General features: G+C 64.8%; 12 protein-coding genes. 8 read left to right on the top strand and 4 right to left on the bottom strand.

Annotated features, from left to right (window positions below; translation table 11 throughout):
- Positions 1-104 precede the first annotated feature (104 nt).
- Together GGD65_RS35940 and GGD65_RS35935 are read left to right on the top strand one after the other, a co-directional pair.
- Positions 105-1,478 (top strand): cation-efflux pump, encoded by a 1,374-nt coding sequence (locus tag GGD65_RS35940; protein WP_018315841.1) that lies wholly within the window; start codon positions 105-107, stop codon positions 1,476-1,478.
- A gap of 227 nt (positions 1,479-1,705) precedes the next feature.
- The gene (locus GGD65_RS35935; RefSeq protein WP_092256462.1) at positions 1,706-4,036 is read left to right on the top strand and encodes a PAS domain-containing sensor histidine kinase; all 2,331 of its coding nucleotides are present in this window, start codon (positions 1,706-1,708) and stop codon (positions 4,034-4,036) included.
- Positions 4,037-4,039: 3 nt separating this feature from the next.
- On the opposite strand, the gene GGD65_RS35930 is transcribed toward GGD65_RS35935, so the two are convergent.
- A complete protein-coding gene (locus tag GGD65_RS35930) occupies positions 4,040-4,933 on the bottom strand; it encodes a LysR family transcriptional regulator (RefSeq protein ID WP_018315839.1) in 894 nt (297 codons plus the stop codon).
- A 225-nt stretch (positions 4,934-5,158) separates the two neighbouring features.
- Here GGD65_RS35930 and GGD65_RS35925 point away from each other — a divergent pair, with 225 nt between their 5' ends.
- Genes GGD65_RS35925 through GGD65_RS35905 form a run of 5 tightly spaced genes read left to right on the top strand, consistent with a single transcriptional unit; the run spans position 5,159 to position 11,136 of the window.
- Positions 5,159-5,635 (top strand): formate dehydrogenase subunit gamma, encoded by a 477-nt coding sequence (locus tag GGD65_RS35925; protein WP_018315838.1) that lies wholly within the window; start codon positions 5,159-5,161, stop codon positions 5,633-5,635.
- Positions 5,632-7,188, top strand: a complete 1,557-nt coding sequence (locus GGD65_RS35920) for an NADH-quinone oxidoreductase subunit NuoF (protein ID WP_183238275.1) — start codon at positions 5,632-5,634, stop codon at positions 7,186-7,188. The genes GGD65_RS35925 and GGD65_RS35920 overlap by 4 nt, the downstream gene beginning before the upstream one ends.
- Positions 7,189-7,198: 10 nt before the next feature.
- Positions 7,199-10,084 carry a formate dehydrogenase subunit alpha gene (gene fdhF, locus GGD65_RS35915; protein WP_183238274.1) on the top strand — a complete coding sequence of 962 codons (2,886 nt, stop codon included), beginning with the start codon at positions 7,199-7,201 and terminating at the stop codon, positions 10,082-10,084.
- A 4-nt stretch (positions 10,085-10,088) separates the two neighbouring features.
- On the top strand, positions 10,089-10,916 hold the full coding sequence (gene fdhD, locus GGD65_RS35910) for a formate dehydrogenase accessory sulfurtransferase FdhD (protein WP_183238272.1): 828 nt from the start codon (positions 10,089-10,091) through the stop codon (positions 10,914-10,916).
- On the top strand, positions 10,906-11,136 hold the full coding sequence (locus GGD65_RS35905; protein ID WP_018315834.1) for a formate dehydrogenase subunit delta: 231 nt from the start codon (positions 10,906-10,908) through the stop codon (positions 11,134-11,136). Before fdhD ends, GGD65_RS35905 begins: the two co-directional genes overlap by 11 nt.
- On the opposite strand, the gene GGD65_RS35900 is transcribed toward GGD65_RS35905, so the two are convergent.
- Positions 11,096-14,080, bottom strand: a complete 2,985-nt coding sequence (locus GGD65_RS35900; RefSeq protein ID WP_183238271.1) for a bifunctional [glutamine synthetase] adenylyltransferase/[glutamine synthetase]-adenylyl-L-tyrosine phosphorylase — start codon at positions 14,078-14,080, stop codon at positions 11,096-11,098. The genes GGD65_RS35905 and GGD65_RS35900 overlap by 41 nt on opposite strands.
- Entirely contained in the window at positions 14,077-15,537 is a 1,461-nt protein-coding gene (locus GGD65_RS35895; RefSeq protein WP_018315832.1) for an ATP-binding protein, read from the bottom strand. The genes GGD65_RS35900 and GGD65_RS35895 overlap by 4 nt, the downstream gene beginning before the upstream one ends.
- 283 nt (positions 15,538-15,820) lie before the next feature.
- Between GGD65_RS35895 and GGD65_RS41055 the strand changes: the two genes are divergently transcribed.
- Entirely contained in the window at positions 15,821-17,074 is a 1,254-nt protein-coding gene (locus GGD65_RS41055; RefSeq protein ID WP_179737435.1) for a site-specific integrase, read from the top strand.
- A 776-nt stretch (positions 17,075-17,850) separates the two neighbouring features.
- Here the strand turns inward: GGD65_RS41055 and GGD65_RS35885 are convergent.
- Complete coding sequence (locus GGD65_RS35885) at positions 17,851-19,254, bottom strand: amidase (protein WP_179737433.1); 1,404 nt, start codon at positions 19,252-19,254, stop codon at positions 17,851-17,853.
- Positions 19,255-19,275 lie beyond the last annotated feature (21 nt).

Raw genomic sequence — 19,275 nt, 5'->3', positions numbered from 1 at the left:
CCCTAGGAGGCCGGAGCAAGACGCGGATCGCTCCTGCAAATCACTAGCGACAACAGCTGTGGATCGCCGCTTGATGTTCACCCCCGGGCTGCTAAATCCCCGCCATGACCTCCCAGCACAACAAAACCTCGGTCGCCGCGATCTCGATCTTCGCCAGCGGCGGCATGGCGGCGGCCAAGTTCGTGGTCGGCATCGCGATCGGCTCGCTCGCGCTGATCTCCGAGGCGCTGCACTCCTCGATCGACCTGGTCGCGACCATCATCACCTGGGCGGTGGTGCGGGTGTCGGACAAGCCGGCCGACGAGGAGCACCATTACGGCCACGGCAAGCTGGAGAGCGTCTCGGCGCTCGGCGTCACAGCGCTGCTCTACGTGCTCGCCGGCGGCATCCTGGTCGAGGCCTACAGCCGGCTGCGCGAGGGAACCCCGCCGCCGACCATTTCTGCCGTGCCGTTCGTCGTGCTGGTGATCGACATCGTCGTCAATCTCTGGCGCGCCCGCGCCCTGCATCGCGCCGCGCGCGAGACCAGGAGCCAGGCGCTCGCCGCCGACGCGCTGCATTTCGCCTCCGACGTGATGGGCTCGTTCGCCGTGATCATCGGCCTGATCCTCGCCGCCCTCGGCTTCTGGTGGGGCGACGCCGCGGCGGCCGCCGCGGTCGCCGTGATGATCGCAGCGCTCGGCCTGCGCATGGCCGGCTCGACCGTGCAGACGCTGGTCGACCGCGCCCCGGAGGGCGCGCAGGAGAAGGCTACGGCCGCGATCCGAAGCGTCCCGGGCGTGATCGACGTGGAGCGGCTGCGGGTGCGCATGGTCGGGGCGACCACGTTCATCGACACCATCGTCAAGGTGCCGCGGACCTATCCGATCGACCGCGTCGAGGACATCAAGCACAACGCGCAAGCCGCCGTCGCCAAGGCATTCGGCGACACCGACCTCTCCTTCACCGCCGTTCCCGTCGCACGCGACAACGAGACCGTGCGCGACCGCATCATGGTGATCGCGCGCAATTCGGGCCTCGCCGTCCACCACGTCACGGTGCACGATCTCGGCGCCAAGCTGATCGTCAGCATCGACCTCGAGGTCGACGCCGGGATGCAGTTAGAGGCCGCCCACGACGTCGCCAACACGCTGGAGCGCAACATCCAGGAGGAGTTCGGCGAGGACGTCGAGGTCGACGTCCACATCGAGCCGCTGGAACCGGAACTGCCGTTCGGGGTCGATGCCGCGCCGGAACGCGTCCAGGCCATCGCCGCCGCGCTGACCGAATATGCCGCCGGCGGCGAGATCCACGACATCCATAATGTGCGCGTCCGCAACACCGACGCCGGCGAGATCGTCAATTTCCACTGCCGCGCCGCGCCGTCGATGAGCGTGATCAAGGTGCACGAGCACGTCGACGCCATCGAGCGCGCGCTGCGGCGCGCGTTCCCGAGCGTGAAGCGCGTGATCAGCCACGCCGAACCGCCGCGTGCGTGACGGAGAGCGTGCGAGGAGTCACACGTTCTCGTTTCGGACTCCTCGCGCCCGTGCGTTTGCGGACGCGCGATGCGCAAACTGCGCGTGGGATAAGAATAATTTCGCGTTAACGATTCATTGACTCTCGACACCCCGCGAAAACTGGATTCAAATCGCTGTGATTCGGAAGCGATGTGGGGCTGCCTCCGAACTTCAGTTGCAAGCTAGGTTTTTAGGGGGCCGAAGGCATGTCGCGTGCAGACGCCGCGAACGCGTGCGTCCAATCCGATTCGATCAAGGGATTGGCGCAATCGATCGCGAAACCTGCCTATCATCGGCTCTTGATTGCAGAGCCGGCGCTTCGTCGCGCCGTGCCGACGCTCATCATCGCGTTCCTGATCACGATCTGCCTCGGTGCATTCGTGCAGGTGGTCGATCAGACGCGTCAGAAGCGGCTGGTGATCCGGCACGACATCTCGGCGCTGGCCGACCTGCTCGCCGAACGCATCGACCGCCTCACCTCCGCGCGACAGGAGCGGCTCAAGAACATCGAGAGCCTGCCGGCGCTGTTGCCGGATATGATCCCGTCCTGGGGCACGGCCTCGGGCCGCCACGTCATCGTCACCTCGGCCGGCGTCGATCGCCGTCTCCTCGCCCGCGTCCCGGTCGACAGCGACCCTTCCGGCAATGACCGCCTGCTCGATGCCATCACGACAGCACAATTGCTCGCGGCGCCGACGCGCGACGGCAACGTCTCCGACATGACGCTGCCGAGCGGCAACGCCGCGATGGCGACCTCGCGGCAGATCAAGTCGCTGCCCGGCTTCGTCACCGTGATCCAGGAGCGCAACGAGCCGATCTGGGGCTCGGACGCCGCGCTCTCGGTGACGTTGTCGGCGACAACAGGATTCGTCGTCCTGATCCTGGGCTTCGCCTTCCACTGGCAGTCCACCCGCGCCCGCGAAGGCGACCTCATCAACGACGCCGTGCGCGGCCGGATCGACACCGCGCTCAACCGCGGCCGTTGCGGACTGTGGGACTGGGACCTGTCGCGCGGCCGGATCTTCTGGTCGCAGTCGATGTTCTCGATGCTCGGCCTCGACGGCCGCAACGAGCTCCTCACCTTCGGCGAGGTCAACGCGCTGGTGAAGTCCGACGACATCGACCTGTTCGCGATCGCCGACCAGCTCATCTCCGAGAAGATCGACCACATCGACCAGACCTTCCGGATGCAGCATGTCGACGGCCACTGGATCTGGCTCCGCGTCCGCTGCGAGAAGACGCGCGGGGCGACCGATTCCAGCGTGCACCTGATCGGGATCGCCGTCGATATCACCGAGCAGAAGAGCCTCGCCGAGAGGACCGTGGAAGCCGACCTCCGCCTGCGCGACGCGATCGAGACCATTCCGGAAGCCTTCGTGCTGTGGGACGCCAGCGACCGCCTCGTGCTCTGCAACTCGCACTTCCAGCGCCTGCACAAGCTGCCCGACACCGCCGTGATCCCCGGCACCTCCTACGAGACCGTGCTCGAGGTCGGCCGCATGCCGGAGGTGCGCACCCGCCACAACGAGACCGCTGCCCAAGGCCCCGGCGCGCGCACCTTCGAGGCGCAGCTCGACGACGGCAGCTGGCTGCACATCAGCGAGCGCCGCACCAAGGACGGCGGCTACGTCTCGGTCGGCACCGACATCACCCGCATCAAGGAGCACGAGCAGAAGCTGGTCGACAACGATCTGCGCCTGCGCGCCACCGTCATCGACCTGAAGCGCTCGCAGGCGGCCCTGGAGCGCCAGGCGGTCGAGCTTGCCGACCTCGCCGAGAAGTACCAGCGCGAGAAGACCCGCGCCGAGGAAGCCAACCAGACCAAGTCGAAATTCCTCGCCAATATGAGCCACGAGCTGCGCACGCCGCTCAACGCCATCATCGGCTTCTCCGAGATCATGGGCTCGGGCATGTTCGGCGAGCTCGGCAGCGAAAAGTACCAGGAATACTGCCAGGACATCCTGACCAGCGGCCACTATCTGCTCGAGGTCATCAACGACATCCTCGACATGTCCAAGATCGAGGCGGGCCGCATGAAGCTCGACATGGAAGAGCTCGACCTGTCGCGGACGCTGGCGGAATCCTTACGGGTCGTCACCGGCCGGGCCCAGGACAAGCACATCACGTTAGATGCCGACATCGCAAAATCCATCTCCGTCGTCGCCGACCGCCGCGCCACCAAGCAGATCATCGTCAACCTGCTCTCCAACGCCGTGAAATTCACGCCGGACGGCGGACGCGTCGTGGTGCGCAGCCGGCAACTCGACGACCGGATCGTGCTGATGATCGCCGACACCGGCATCGGCATCGCGCCGCATTCGCTGGCGCGGCTCGGCCGCCCGTTCGAGCAGGTCGAGAGCCAGCTCACCAAGACCTATCACGGCTCGGGCCTCGGCCTTGCGATCGCCCGCTCGCTGGCGCAACTCCACGGCGGCTCGATGCGGCTGCGCTCCAAGATCGAGGTCGGCACCGTCGTCCGCGTGACCCTGCCGCGCGACGCGATCAAGGCGGCGTCCGGGATTTCGGCGGCGGCGTGATCCCTACAGCTGCAGCGACGGCGCGACTTCCCGCGCGACATTAACGAGCGCTGCGATCAGCGGCGTCATCGGATCGCGCTGCGGGATCACCATGCCGATGCTGTAATTGACGTCGGGATCGGTGATCGGGATCGAGCGCACCGTGTCGGACAGGCCGAGCGTCTCGGCAAGCTTGGCCGGCATCACGCTCGCCCAGCGCCCCGTCTTCACATGCGTGAACAGCACCAGCAACGAGTTCGAGGTCAGCGTCGGCGTCGCCTCCGCGCCGACCGAACGCAGCGCGCGGTCGATGATACGGCGGTTCTGCATGTCGGGCGTCAGCAGGCATAACGGCACCTGCCCGACTTCCTTCCAGGTCACCGTCTCGCGGTCGCCAAACATGCCGTCCGGCGACGTCAGCAAACGATAGCTCTCGTTGTAGAGCGGAATGGTCCGCACCTTGCCGATCGGCTCGTTCTCGATATAGGTCAGCCCCGCATCGACCTCGAGATTTTCGAGCAATCCCAGCACCTCCGATGAGGTCGTTGAGCGGATACTGAAACGCACCTCGGGATGCCTTGCGCGAAACGGCGTCGTCAGCGCGGCCACCATGCCGAGCACGGTCGGTATCGCCGCGATGCGGATTTCGCCGGAGAGCTGATGCTTCAGCCCGTTGATCTCGTCACGCATCGCGCGGGCATCACCGACGATCCGCCGCGCCCAGTCGAGCGCGCGCTCGCCTTCGGGAGTGAACCCCTGAAAACGGGAGCCGCGCTGCACCAGCATCACGCCGAGAATCTCCTCGAGCTGCTTGAGCCCGGTCGACATCGTCGGTTGCGTCACGCCGCAGACCTCCGCCGCGCGTCCGAAATGCCGCTCCTTCGCCAGCGCCAGCAATAGTTCAAGTTTGTCGATCAACCGGTCGTCCCCTCGAATTCCATCGTGGCATGCAAGCTAGCACGCCGGGCCTGCGCCAACACGCAAAAACCGGCAGCCGATCCAACTTCCATTACCAATTCGTATCGGTCGATTGCGGTTGCAAATCGATCCGAATTCGCAATCGCAGCACGGGACAGCTTTATTGATCTTCGAATGATTCCAACTAGTTTGCGCCCAAGGAAACGCTCTGGTTGAGAACGAAGAATGACAGCGGTTTTTGAGCCTTGGAACGAGACGCGCGGCGCCGAAATCATCGCCGAGCACGCCAACCAGGAGGGCGCGACGCTCGTCATCTTGCACGCGCTGCAGGAGGCGTTCGGCTACGTGCCGGAGGCCGCCATTCCCATGGTCGCGCAGGCGCTCAACCTGTCGCGCGCCGAAGTCCACGGCGTATTCACGTTCTATCATGATTTCCGCCACAAGCCGGCCGGCCGCCACGTGCTGAAGCTCTGCCGCGCGGAGGCCTGCCAGGCCGCGGGCGGCGATGCCTTGGCGGCGCGCGCCGAAGCAAAACTCGGCGTGTCGCTCGGCAACACGACGGCCGACGATCGTGTCACGCTGGAGCCGATCTACTGCCTCGGCCTGTGCGCCACCGCCCCGTCCGCAATGCTCGACGGCCGCCTCATCGGCAGGCTCGATCAGAAGCGCCTTGATGCGTTGATTGTGGAGGCACAGCGATGAGCTTGCGTCTGTTCGTCTCACGCGACGCCGGCGCGATCGCCGTTGGTGCTGATCAGGTTGCGCTGGCGCTTGAGCAGGCAGCAGCCGGACGCGGCATTGCAGTCGAGATCGTCAGGACCGGCTCGCGCGGCATGTACTGGCTGGAGCCGCTGGTCGAGGTGGCGACGCCACAGGGCCGGATCGCTTTCGGCCCGGTTACTGAAGCCGATGTGCCCTCCCTGCTCGACGCGCTCGCGAGCAACACGCCGCATCTGCTGCGGTTGGGGGCGACCGACGAGATTCCCTGGTTGAAGCGCCAGACCCGCCTCACCTTCGCCCGTTGCGGCGTGATCGACCCGCGTTCGCTCGACGACTACCGCGCCCATGGCGGCTACAAGGGGCTGGAGTGCGCGCTGTCACTCGGCTCGGATGCGATCCTCAACGAAGTCACGGCCTCGGGCCTGCGCGGCCGCGGTGGCGCCGGCTTCCCGACCGGCATCAAATGGAAGACGGTCACGCAGGCCAAGGCCGACCGCAAGTTCATCGTCTGCAACGCCGACGAAGGCGACAGCGGCACTTTCGCCGACCGCATGATCATGGAAGGCGATCCCTTCCTGGTGATCGAGGGCATGACCATCGCCGGCATCACGGTCGGCGCAACCAAGGGCTACATCTACATCCGCAGCGAATATCCGCATGCGGTCGAAGCGATGAACGCTGCGATCCGGGCTGCCAAGCGCGGCGGTTATCTCGGCGACAGGATCGGCGGATCCACCCACAGCTTCGACCTCGAAGTCCGGGTCGGCGCCGGTGCTTACGTCTGCGGCGAGGAGACTTCGCTGCTGGAGAGCCTCGAAGGCCGCCGCGGCATCGTGCGGGCCAAGCCGCCGCTGCCGGCGCATCACGGCCTGTTCGGCAAGCCGACCGTCATCAACAACGTGCTGTCGTTCGCGGCCGTCCCCTTCATCCTCGCCGAGGGTGCCAATGCCTATGCGGATTTCGGCATGGGCCGCTCACGCGGCACGATGCCGATCCAGCTCGCCGGCAACATCCGCTATGGCGGGCTGTATGAAACCGCGTTCGGCGTGACGCTTGGCGAACTCGTCGACGACATCGGCGGCGGCACCTTCACGGGCCGGCCGGTCCGCGCCGTGCAGGTCGGCGGGCCGTTAGGGGCCTATTTCCCCCGTGCCCTGTTCGACACGCCGTTCGACTACGAGGCCTTCGCCGCGCGCGACGGCCTGATCGGCCATGGCGGCATCGTCGTGTTCGACGACAGCGTCGACATGCGCAAGCAAGCGCGCTTCGCAATGGAGTTCTGCGCCGTCGAATCCTGCGGCAAGTGCACGCCCTGCCGGATCGGCTCGACCCGCGGCGTCGAGACCATCGAGAAGATCATCAACGGTGAGCGCGTCAGCGAAAATCTCGCGCTGGTCGAAGACCTCTGCAACACCATGAAATTCGGCTCGCTCTGCGCACTCGGCGGCTTCACGCCCTACCCCGTGCTCAGCGCATTGAAGCACTTCCGGGAGGATTTCATTCCGGCACCGACCACGCTTCAGGCCGCGGAATAGGAGAACGACAATGTCTCTGATCGAAGAAATCGACTTCGGCACGCCGGCTTCCAAATCGGAAACGATGGTAACGCTGACCATCGACGGCAATGAGGTCACGGTGCCCGAGGGCACTTCGATCATGCGGGCCGCGATGGACGCGGGCCACCAGATCCCAAAACTCTGCGCCACCGACATGGTCGACGCGTTCGGCTCCTGCCGTCTCTGCCTCGTCGAGATCGAGGGCCGCGCCGGCACGCCGGCGTCCTGCACCACGCCGGTGATGCCCGGCCTCGTCGTCCATACCCAGAGCGAGCGGCTGAAGAAGCTTCGCAAGGGCGTGATGGAGCTCTACATCTCCGACCATCCGCTCGATTGCCTCACCTGCGGTGCCAATGGCGATTGCGAGTTGCAGGACATGGCCGGCGCCGTGGGCCTACGCGACGTGCGCTACGGCTATGAGGGCGAAAACCACGTCTTCGCCAAGACACCCGGCAAGAGCCACGGCTGCGACAACGACCATTGGATGCCGAAGGACGAATCCAATCCCTATTTCACCTATGATCCCTCCAAGTGCATCGTCTGCTCGCGCTGCGTCCGCGCTTGCGAGGAGGTGCAAGGCACCTTTGCGCTGACCATCTCCGGCCGTGGCTTCGACAGCCGCGTCTCGCCGGGCATGAGCGAAAGCTTCCTCGGCTCGGAATGCGTCTCCTGCGGCGCCTGCGTGCAGGCCTGCCCGACCGCAACGCTGACCGAAAAGTCGGTGATCGAAATCGGCCAGCCCGAGCACTCCGTCGTCACCACCTGCGCCTATTGCGGCGTCGGCTGCACTTTCAAGGCCGAGATGCGCGGCGAGGAAGTCGTGCGCATGGTGCCGTACAAGGACGGCAAGGCCAATCGCGGCCATTCCTGCGTCAAGGGCCGCTTCGCCTGGGGCTACACCAACCACGGCGAACGCATCCTCAATCCGATGATCCGCGAACGGATCGAGGATCCCTGGCGCGAAGTGTCCTGGGACGAGGCGTTCTCGTTTGCCGCCGCCAAGATGCGCGGCATCCAGAAGACATACGGCCGTGATGCCATCGGCGGCATTACCTCGTCCCGCTGCACCAATGAAGAGACCTATCTGGTGCAGAAGCTGATCCGCGCCGGCTTCGGCAACAACAATGTCGACACCTGCGCCCGCGTCTGCCACTCGCCGACCGGCTATGGCCTTGCCACCACCTTCGGCACTTCCGCAGGCACGCAGGATTTCGACTCGGTCGAGGACACTGACGTCGTCCTTGTGATCGGTGCCAATCCGGCCTCCGCTCATCCGGTGTTCGCGTCCCGCCTGAAGAAGCGGCTGCGCCAGGGCGCCAAGCTGATCGTGATCGATCCGCGCCGCACCGAGATGGTGGAATCGCCGCACGTGAAGGCGCTGCACCTGCCCCTGATGCCCGGCACCAACGTCGCGGTCATGACCGCGCTGGCGCATGTCATCGTCACCGAGGGCCTCGTCAACGAAGCCTTCGTGCGCGAGCGTTGCGACTGGAGCGAGTTCGAGGAATGGGCGGCCTTTGTCGCGCAGCCCAAGAACAGTCCGGAAGCCACCGCCATCCTCACCGGCGTCAATCCGAAGGATCTGCGCGAAGCCGCCCGCACCTACGCCACCGGCGGCAACGGCGCGATCTATTACGGCCTCGGCGTCACCGAGCACAGCCAGGGCTCGACCACCGTGATCGCGATCGCGAACCTTGCGATGGTCACGGGCAATATCGGCCGTCCCGGCGTCGGCGTGAACCCGCTACGCGGCCAGAACAACGTGCAGGGCTCTTGCGACATGGGCTCGTTCCCGCACGAGCTGCCCGGCTATCGCCACATCTCCGGCGACGCAGTGCGCGATCAGTTCGAGGCGCTGTGGAACGTCAAGCTCAACCCCGAGCCGGGCCTGCGCATTCCCAACATGTTCGATGCCGCGGTCGAGGGCACCTTCATGGGGATCTACGTGCAGGGCGAGGACATTCTGCAGTCCGATCCCAACACCAAGCACGTGGTGGCTGCACTGTCCGCGATGGAATGCGTCATCGTCCACGACCTCTTCCTCAACGAGACCGCGAACTACGCCCATGTCTTCCTGCCCGGCTCGAGCTTCCTCGAGAAGGACGGCACCTTCACCAACGCTGAGCGCCGCATCCAGCGCGTGCGCAAGGTGATGACCCCGAAGAACGGCATGGCCGATTGGGAGGTCACCATCGGCCTTGCCAAGGCGATGGGTTTCGAGATGAACTACAGCCATCCTTCCGAGATCATGGACGAGATCGCGGCGCTGACGCCGACCTTCTCCGGCGTCTCCTACGCCAAGCTCGACGAGCTCGGCTCGGTGCAGTGGCCCTGCAACGAGAAGGCACCCGAAGGCACGCCGGTGATGCATATCGACGGCTTCGTCCGCGGCAAGGGCAAGTTCGTCGTCACCGAATATGTCGCGACCGACGAGCGCACCGGCCCGCGTTATCCGCTGCTGCTCACGACCGGCCGCATCCTCAGCCAGTACAATGTCGGCGCGCAGACAAGACGCACCGACAACGTGGTCTGGCACGCCGAGGACCGGTTGGAGATTCATCCGCACGATGCCGAACAGCGCGGCGTGCGCGACGGCGACTGGGTGCGACTGAAAAGCCGCGCCGGCGAGACCACGCTGCGTGCGGAGATCACCGATCGCGTGGCGCCCGGCGTCGTCTACACCACCTTCCACCATCCGGACACGCAGGCCAACGTCATCACGACCGACTATTCGGACTGGGCGACCAACTGCCCCGAATACAAGGTGACGGCGGTCGAGGTCTCGCCCTCGAACGGCCCGTCCGACTGGCAGAAGGCCTATGACGCCCAGGCGCGCCAGTCGCGGCGCATTGCGCCGGCCGAGGCCGCGGAGTAACCGCATGCATGTAGCTGTCCAGGCGATCGATCGCGGAATCTGGCGCAACGGCGTCGCGTCCGAAGGAACGCGGTTCATTCCGGAGGAGACGCCGCTGGCTCTGACCTATAATGGCGGCACTTACGCGGTCATGATGGGAGCGCCGCAGAACCTGGAAGATTTTGCGGTCGGCTTCAGCCTGAGCGAAGGCATCGTTAAATCGGTCGACGACATCCGCTCGCTCGAAATTGTTCGCCTCGACGACGGCATTGAGCTGCGGATGTGGCTGGCGTCGGATGACGCGGCACTGATCAGCGAGCGCCGCCGCCACGTCGCCGGTCCCACCGGCTGCGGCATCTGCGGTATCGAGTCGATTGCCGAAGCCGTGCGACCCGCTGCGGTCGTGCCGCAGGGGCAGAGCTTCACGCCGGAAGAAATCATGACGGCGATGCAGGCGATCGCGCCGCTGCAATCGATCAATCTGCAGACCCGCGCGGTTCATGCCGCCGCGTTCTGGTCCCCTGCCGGCCACATCGTCGCGCTGCGTGAGGATGTCGGCCGCCACAACGCGCTGGACAAGCTCGCAGGCGCCCTCGCGCGCAGCCGCACCGACGCAGGCGCCGGCATGGTGCTGCTGACGAGCCGTGTTTCGGTCGAGATGGTGCAGAAGACTGCGGCGATCGGCGCGCCGGTGATGATCGCGGTGTCCGCCCCCACCGCGCTCGCGGTGCGTACCGCGGAAGCCGCGGGCATCACGCTGATCGCCATTGCCCGCCAGGATGGGTTCGAGGTGTTTTCGCATGGTGACCGGATCGTCGATCGCCATGCCACGGAGGTTGCCGATGTCGCCTGACCGCCTGATCTACATGGCCAACCAGATCGGCAAGTTCTTCGAGAGCCAGGGCCACGGCAAGGCCGTGCCGGGAATTGCCGAGCACATCAAGAAGTTCTGGGATCCCAGGATGAAGCGCGCGATCTTCGCCCATCTCGATGCCGGCGGCGCGGGGCTCGAGCCTGACGTCCGCGAGGCGCTCAGCTCGTTGAAGGCAACGTCCCTTCCAGCAGCGCCCTGAACACGCGCCGCACCTCGCTCTGCGTCTCCTTCACGCGCGCCTCCAGCGACGAGAAATCCGGCGCGTCGCCGGCCCGCGCCATCACGCGTTGCAGATCGGTGCCCGCGGTTTCCGGCTTGAAGCGGTCGCTGACGCAGAGCCGCAGGATCTGCGTGAGGTCGTGATAGAGCCGTGCGGCCGCACGCAATATCTCGGTCTCCGATTGCGGGAGGACGCCGAGCCTGCATGCATTGTCGAGCACCTGCAACGTGCTGACGTCGAGGATCTCCGGCTTATCGTGCGCGTGCACGAGCTGGAGATATTGCGCGATGAAATCGATGTCGACCATGCCGCCGGCGGCATGTTTGAGATCCCAGCAATCGGCCTCGCCCTTCTCCTGGGCGATCGCGCGTCGCATGTCGGCGACGTCGTTGGCGGTGATTGCGGAATCGCGGCGGCGGGTCAGGACGCCGCGGATGACGCGTTCGATCCGCATCCGGAATTCGGGCGAAGCCGACACCACGCGCGCGCGCGTCAGCGCCATGTGCTCCCAGGTCCAGGCCTCGTTGGCCTGATAATCCGCGAATGAGACGAGGCTCGAGGCCACGGGGCCGGCGCGCCCTGAAGGACGCAGCCGCATGTCGATCTCGTAGAGCACGCCATAATTGGTGCGCGTCGTGAACGCGCTGATCAGGCGCTGGGTCAGCCGCGCAAAATAATGCGGACCCTGCAGCGATTTCGGCCCATCGGAGTCGGGATTGTCGCTGTCGAAATCGTAGAGCAGGATCAGATCGAGATCGGATGAGGCCGTCATCTCGCGGCTGCCGAGCCGGCCCATCGCGATGATCGCGGTCTCCTGCCCCTTGATCCGGCCATGCTGGGCCGCGAAGCGGTCGGCAACGAGGCCGTGCACGGTGTGGACGATTCCTTCGGCGACATCGGCAAAGGCCGTGCTGGCCTGCTGTGCCGAGACGGTGCCGGAGAGGATGCGGGTGCCGATCAGGAACAGGCTCTCCTGCCCGAACAGGCGCAGCCGATCGAGGAACTCTTCGTATGAGCCGGCGTCCTGCACGGTCGCAGCCAACCGCCCCGACAATTCCTGCCTGTCCGGCATGGCGCCGAAGAAGCGCGGATCGATCAGGCCATCCATCAGCTGCGGCTGCCGCGCCAGCATCTCACCGAGCCGCGGCGCCGCACCCAGCACCAGCGCGACCAGCGCGACGAGCTCGCGGTTCTGGCCGAGCAGGGTGATCAGCCGGCCGCCGCGCTGGAGCGCCCCAAGGAATTGATCGAACGCCACGACGGCGCGATCCGGCTCCTCGGCATGGGCAAGGCCGTCGATCAGGGCCGGCACGAACTCGACGAAGGCGCTGCGCGTCGCCTCATTGCGGAACACGCGATAGTCGCCGGTGATCCAGTCGCGCACCGTCTGCGCGACCGCGGCAGGCTTCTTGAATCCGAGCGTCGCGAGGTGCTGGAGCAGGCGCGGATCCTCGGGACCCGCACGGTGGTCGAGCGCCGGCAGCTTTGCCGTGCCGGTCGGATCGTCGCCTTCGAACAGTTTTTCGTAGTGCCCCTGCACGATCTTGAGCTGTCGCAGCAGCTCGCCCGCGAAGGCCTCGCGATCCGCATAGCCGAAGAAGCGCGCAAAGCGCTCGACCGCGTCCTTGTCTTCGGGCAATGCGTGGGTCTGCTCGTCGGCGATCATCTGGAGGCGATGCTCGACCCGGCGCAGGAATTCGTACGCAATGGTCAGCTCGTCACGCGCCGCAACGGTGATCCAGTTGCTGGAGGCGAGAATGTCGAGCGCCTCGAGTGTCGGCCGCACCCGCAATTCCGGATGCCGGCCGCCGGCGATCAATTGCTGGGTCTGCGCGAAGAACTCGATCTCGCGGATGCCACCGCGGCCGACCTTGACGTTGTGCCCTTCCACCGCGACCTCGCTCTGGCCGCGATAGGTTTGCATCTGCCGCTTCATGTCGTGGACGTCGGCGAGCGCGGCGAAATCGAGATGCTTGCGCCAGACGAAGGGCGCGATCTCGGCGAGCAATGCCTCGCCCGCCCTGGCATCACCGGCGCAGGCACGCGCCTTGATCATCGCGGCGCGCTCCCAGGTGCGCCCTTCCCGCTCGTAATAATTCAGCGCGGCGTCACGGGAGATCGCGACCTGCGTCGAGGATGGGTCGGGACGCAGGCGCAGGTCGACGCGGAACACATAGCCGTCATAGGTGCGCTGCTGCAGGATGCGCGCCATCCCCTGCGTGACCCGGACGAAGAACGGCTGCGGCTCGATGTCCGCTGCCAGCGTTGTCTCGTCGGGATCGAAGAACACGATGAGATCGATATCGCTGGAATAGTTCAGCTCGCCCGCCCCCATCTTGCCCATCGCGAGCACGATCAGGCCGCAACCCTCCTCGGGCGCCTCGGGATTGGGCGGTGAGATCTTGCCCCGTGCGGCTTCCTGCCGCAGCAGGTATTGGAGCGCCGCCTGCACCGAGGACACCGCGACATCGGTCAGCGCCGCCGTCACCCGCATCACCGGCCAGACCCCGCCAATGTCGCACAGGGCAGTCAAGAGTGCGGCCTCAGCCTTCATGCGGCGGAGCAGCCGCATCACCTCGGCCTCGTCAGGGGCCGCGAGCACCGCCCCCCTCGCCTCCGCGATCAGTGCCGTCAGATGCGCATCCGGATCGCATTCGAGCAACCGGATCAGGCGCAAGGCATCGGCGCGCACCAGATCGAACAGATAGGGCGAGAATTCCGCGATGCCGGCCAGGATGTTCCGGGCGAAGGGAGGTGTCAGCAGCGTTTCGAGACGCGCCGATTGGGTCGGCTCGAGCTCGGACAGCCAGCTTTCAAGACGTCGTTCGTCGGTTGTGGAAGCGGCAATATGGGGAGCCTCCGCGAAGCGCGCGGCCAGCCTCTCACCATGCTTGTCCGCGTTTCCCGGCGCGGAGTGGTTCATGCCACCTTCTGTGGCACATCCGGTATTGGCGGAGCAACCCTGTCGCCGGCCCCGGCGCGCGCGGGCAGCGCCAGCGTTGCGACGAGACCGGGTTGGGCGTCGCCCAGCCTCAACTCACCGCCGTGCAACGTCGCAACCGCAGAAGCGAGGCTGAGACCGAGGCCGGAGCCCGGCAGCGTGCGGCTCGCTTCCAGGCGAACGAATCGTTCGACGGCATGCGCGCGGTCGGCTTCGGGGATGCCGGGACCGCGATCGGTGACGCTGAGCAGCACCTTGTCGCCGTCGCGTCGGGCCTCGATCGTGATCGGCCTCGCGTCCATGCTGACCACGGTTCCGCCGGCCTGCGCGACCGGCTTGCCGTATTTGATCGCATTCTCGACCAGATTGGCGAGCGCCTGGCTGATCAACTCGCGATTGGCGTGAACCGGCGTCGGCTCGGCCTTGACCTTCAAGGTCATGCCGTCGTCTTCGGCGAGTGGCTCGTAGAGCTCGTGGATGCCGTTGGCGACCTCGGCGGCGTCGAAATCGTCCATGTTGCCGCGCGCCTGCCCTGACTCCGCGCGCGCGATCATCAGCAGCGCGTTGAAGGTGCGGATCAATCCGTCGGATTCCTCGATGGTCCGCTCAAGCGCCGCGCGGTAATCGGCTTCGCAGCCCGATTTCGCCAGCGCCTCCTCGGCGCGGTTGCGCAAGCGCGTCAGCGGCGTCTTCAGGTCGTGGGCGATGTTGTCGGAGACTTCCTTCAAGCCGGCCATCAACGCCTCGATCCGCTCCAGCATGGCATTGAGATTTTCCGCGAGGCGGTCGAGCTCGTCGCCGCTACGCCCCACCGGGAGACGCCCGCTGAGATCGCCGGTCATGATGCGCTGCGCGGTCCCGGTCATCGCGTCGATGCGCCTCAGCACGCGGCGCGCGACGAAGATGCCGCCGCCGAGACCGAGCACGACGACGATCAGGATCGACCATTGCGCCGCCTTGGCGACGATGCCGAACAGGCGACGCCGTTCGGCGAGGTCGCGGCCGATCAGAAGCCGGAAGCCGTTTTCCAGTTCGGTGACGCGCACGAGCGCGCGATGGTCGCGGTCGTCGGCGTCCTCGATCCGCCGGTAGGCCGTCTCCGACCAGCCCCGCGTCGCCATCACGCCGGGCGCCAGCGAGCCGACATTGCCGGCGATCGCCTGCCCTGTCGGCGTCGTCACGAGATAGAGGTTGGCGCCCGGGCGCAGCGCGCGGTATTCGATCGTGCGCACCAGGCGAAACATGCCGCCGCGGCCGTAGATCTCGTTGATTTCCGAGGTCTCGGCATTGACCGTCTGCGTGATTTCCTCGGTGATCAGCCGCCGCGTATTCCAGGCGAAATAGGCCAGCAGCGAGGCCGCGAACATCGCGAACAGCAGCAGATAGACCAGCGTCAGCCGGAACGCCGTGGTGCGGACGAGTTTACCGAATGCCGTCACGGATCATGTATCCAATTTCAGTAGCGCGTCTACTATCACCAAGCATCGTCACTCTTCGTATTCTACTTTATTTACAGCATCTTGGGTTTATAAGCTATCGTCTATCTTCGCTTAAAATCGCCGAACGCCAGGCGGCCCAGGCAAAAAAGTGGTAAGGAGGCACATACGTCCATTTGAAAGTATCCGTGACGGCCACACATCTGCACCGGTTCCCGTGGAATCACTGACCATGACGCAAAAAAGGATCCGTGACGGTAAGTGGTAAGCGAAAGGGAACGTTAAAGTGGCGCTCAATTCGAACCAAGTTAAATCCCTGCAAGCTGGCGTTCATGCGGACAGTGCGGGACTCTACCTGGTGGTACGCGCGAGCGGAGATCGGGTGTGGGCCTTCCGTTTCACCGACCCCGAGGGCAAACGGGCGCAGATGGAGTTCGCCAGGGCTGGCGACCGCGACAGCGCAGGGGGGGACGTTCTGACCCTAAGCAGCGCGCGCGAGAAGGCCCGCGATTACAAGGTTGCATTGAAGCGCGAGGGCATCGATCCGCGCGTCAAAAAGCGGGCCGCTGCTCAGAGCAGCAAGACGTTCAAAGAATTTGCAGACGAGCAGTACCCTGGTTGGTGCCGGGGCTTGTCCAAAGAGGAGTTAACCCAATGGCAGCGCTCCATCCGCGACGTGCCGAGCTTGCACGAGAAAAAGCTCCATGAGATCACCACCGAGCACGTCTTGGATGCTCTCAAAGCGATCTGGACCGTGAAGCCGGTCACAGCGTCGCGAACACGCCAGCGAATCGAGCGGCTGATGGACGCAGCCAAGGCGTTGAAGTTGCGCACGGGTGAGAATCCGGCCGCGTGGCGCGGCAACCTCAAACACCTGCTCCCGTCTCCCCGCAAGCTAAATCGCAAAAAGGGACATCGGTCCGCCCCTTACACGAAGATGAAGCAAATGATGACAGGGCTGCGCTCTGATCCCGGCAATGCCGCGCGCTGCACCGAAGTCGGCATCCTCACGGTCTCACGCAGCCAAGAAATCCGGCTCATGGAATGGACCGAGCTCGACTTCGAAGCAAAGACCTGGATGGTTCCAGCTGAGAAGATGAAGATAAAGGGCGACCTAGAACCCAAACCGCATCTCGTTCCGCTGTCAGATCAGGCCATCGAGATCATCCAATCGATGCGGCGCACAGATAAATACGTATTCCCCTCCGACCACGCTGAGGGACATCAGCCGTTCCGCGCGAACGCCCTTGTTGGAGCTATCGAGCGCACTGCCATCAAATCTACCATGCATGGCTGCCGCACGACCTTCCGAAACTGGGGCGCAGACAATAAGGAGCACAATTTCCGCCGTGAAGTGCTTGAGTTCTGCTTGTCGCATCGTGTCGGCGATGAGGCAGAACTGTCGTATTGGGACAGCGAGATGATCCAACGGCGACGCGAGGTGCTCCAGGCGTGGGCTGACTTCATCAAGCCGCGCAAAGATCCGTCCGGCCAACAGCCGGTCGGAAGGAAGCGGCAGAAGCTCAGACTTGTCGTGTAAAGAGGCGCACAAAGCTTTCAGCCAGCGATCTATTTTTGACACCAGAATAAGACCAGATCGTAGGAGGCCGGAATTCAAATCTCCTGGCTCTCTTCCCGATACGCTTGTGTTGCGCAGACTGGAATTCCGCGCGCTGAGATGATCTGTTGGAGACGCAGATCGATTCCTCGAGTTTTCCTGTGCCTGCTCAAGGCTCGTTCTGACAATTCACAGCCTTTGCGCCTGGTGAGATCGTTACAGAATTTTCTCCTGCCAGAATGACTCTCGTGCCAGTCGCCGACTTCCGGCGCTGCAATGCTGACTGCTCATGGGCGCAATGGCGCTACACCTCAGTTTGAGTTCCCGGAAGTGAGCACGGTATCTCGCGCCCACGCTGCTGGGCCGGGCCGGTCAATTCTATCCAGCGACGGCCAACGTCAGCTAGCGTGGGTCAGCCCAGTCCATCATGGGCGAGCTTCAGGTGGGGCCAGGCATTGTAAACCAACGCAACCATCTTCGATCGATCATTACCCTTATCGGCAAAGCTCTACTTTGGAAGCGGGTGAGAACGTCAAGGAAAAGTGAGAGCTATTCGTCGCAATTTTTCGATCTTGGATTCACAGGATAATTTGCGCCGTTCGTAATACTCGAATTTTTTTACCTATCGGGATCAATCAACTGAATTGTCTTACAAAGGTAGAGCAACTCGCCACCGCTTGTACTGCCACAGTATACTTCACATACCGCCAGTGATCAGGAAAGCGGTGGTCCAGTCCACGAGCCGAGCCGACACTGGCTCAATCGATCAGAGCGCGCCGGGTATGCCAGTCCGTCGCCGACTGGAAGGCATGCCCGGCGCGCGCGAGCACATCCTCCGACAGATGCGGGCCGACGAGCTGCATGCTGAGTGGCAGGCCGTCCGACGCCACGCCATTCGGCAGCGTGATGGTCGGGCTGCCCGAGAAGTCGAACACTGCCGTGAAGCGCAGGATGCTGAGCAGCACGTTGGGATCGGCGCCGTACTCGCCCATCCTGGTCAGCGTCGGGATCGGCACGGGCATGGTGGGGATCAACAGCAGGTCGATATCGCCGAACAGGGCGGTCAGGCTGCCGCAGAATTTCAGCCGCTCGTGATGGATCTGCGCGATCTCGACGCCGCTCACCGACCTGCCCTGCTCGATCAGCTGCGCCAGGTCCGGGCCGTATTCCGACTTCCGCGCGGGATAGGTTTCGAGATGCGCCTCCGCGGTCTCGATCGAACACATCGGAATCCACATGCTCACGAGCTTCTCGTAGGCCGGGAATTTGACATCGCGGATATCGGCCCCGAGCGCCGCGAGCGTCCGCTCGGCTTCCAGCAACGCGGCGACCACCTGCGGATCGACTCCGTCCTGGGTGTAGCTGCGGTCGACGCCAATCCGCAACCCCCGGACACCGTCGACGATCCCTGCGAGATAGTTCGGCACCGGCGCCTGCAGCGCGGTGGGATCGTTGACATCTGCGCCGGCGATGACGCCGAGCATCGCGGCCGCATCGGCCGCGCTCCGGCACATCGGCCCGACATGGTCGAGCGAGTCGGCCAAAGGAAAGACGCCGTGGCGGCTGACGCGTCCCCAAGTCGGCTTGATCCCGGTCAGCCCGCAAGTGGCCGACGGAAACCGGATTGAGCCGCCGGTGTCGCTGCCGATCGAGCCGAAGCAGAGCCCCGCCGACGTCGCCACGCCCGATCCGCTCGAGGACGAGCCCACCCAGTAATCGACGCCCCAGGGATTGAGCGGTGCCTGATCGTTCGGGTGATGGCTGGTGTAGGCCCCCTCGGTCATCTTCAACTTGCCGAGCGTGACGGCGCCGGCCTGCTCCAGCCGATCCACTATCGTGGCGTTGAAGGACGGAATGAACTTCGCGTGGATCGTGGTGCCACCGGCCGTCGGCGCAAAAGTCGTGTAGCAGAGGTCCTTCAGCCCGATCGGCACGCCGTGCAGCGGTCCGCGCCAGATGCCCCTGGCCAGCTCGGCGTCGCAGCGCTTCGCCCGCGTCATGGCGCGCTCAGCGAGGAGAAGCGCATAGCCATGGAATTTGCCATCGAGCTTGGCGATCCGGCTCAGCATGGCCTCGGTGACCTTCGAGGGCAGCAGCTCACCACGGCGGAACAGCTCGGAGAGCTCTGTGATCGACTTGTAGTGAATTGGATCTGCTGACATCTGACAGCCCTGTTGTTGTCG

It is taken from the genome of Bradyrhizobium sp. CIR18 (genome assembly GCF_014198295.1).
Lineage (GTDB): Bacteria > Pseudomonadota > Alphaproteobacteria > Rhizobiales > Xanthobacteraceae > Bradyrhizobium.
This window is presented reverse-complemented; position numbering and strand designations above follow the sequence as displayed.

Excerpts from the sequence above, each read along its gene's own strand:
- GGD65_RS35940 (WP_018315841.1), top strand. The coding sequence starts at position 105 with ATGACCTCCCAGCACAACAAAACCTCGGTCGCCGCGATCTCGATCTTC.
- GGD65_RS35935 (WP_092256462.1), top strand. The coding sequence starts at position 1,706 with ATGTCGCGTGCAGACGCCGCGAACGCGTGCGTCCAATCCGATTCGATC.
- GGD65_RS35925 (WP_018315838.1), top strand. The coding sequence starts at position 5,159 with ATGACAGCGGTTTTTGAGCCTTGGAACGAGACGCGCGGCGCCGAAATC.
- GGD65_RS35920 (WP_183238275.1), top strand. The coding sequence starts at position 5,632 with ATGAGCTTGCGTCTGTTCGTCTCACGCGACGCCGGCGCGATCGCCGTT.
- fdhF (WP_183238274.1), top strand. The coding sequence starts at position 7,199 with ATGTCTCTGATCGAAGAAATCGACTTCGGCACGCCGGCTTCCAAATCG.
- fdhD (WP_183238272.1), top strand. The coding sequence starts at position 10,089 with ATGCATGTAGCTGTCCAGGCGATCGATCGCGGAATCTGGCGCAACGGC.
- GGD65_RS35905 (WP_018315834.1), top strand. The coding sequence starts at position 10,906 with ATGTCGCCTGACCGCCTGATCTACATGGCCAACCAGATCGGCAAGTTC.
- GGD65_RS35900 (WP_183238271.1), bottom strand. The coding sequence starts at position 14,080 with ATGAACCACTCCGCGCCGGGAAACGCGGACAAGCATGGTGAGAGGCTG.
- GGD65_RS35885 (WP_179737433.1), bottom strand. The coding sequence starts at position 19,254 with ATGTCAGCAGATCCAATTCACTACAAGTCGATCACAGAGCTCTCCGAG.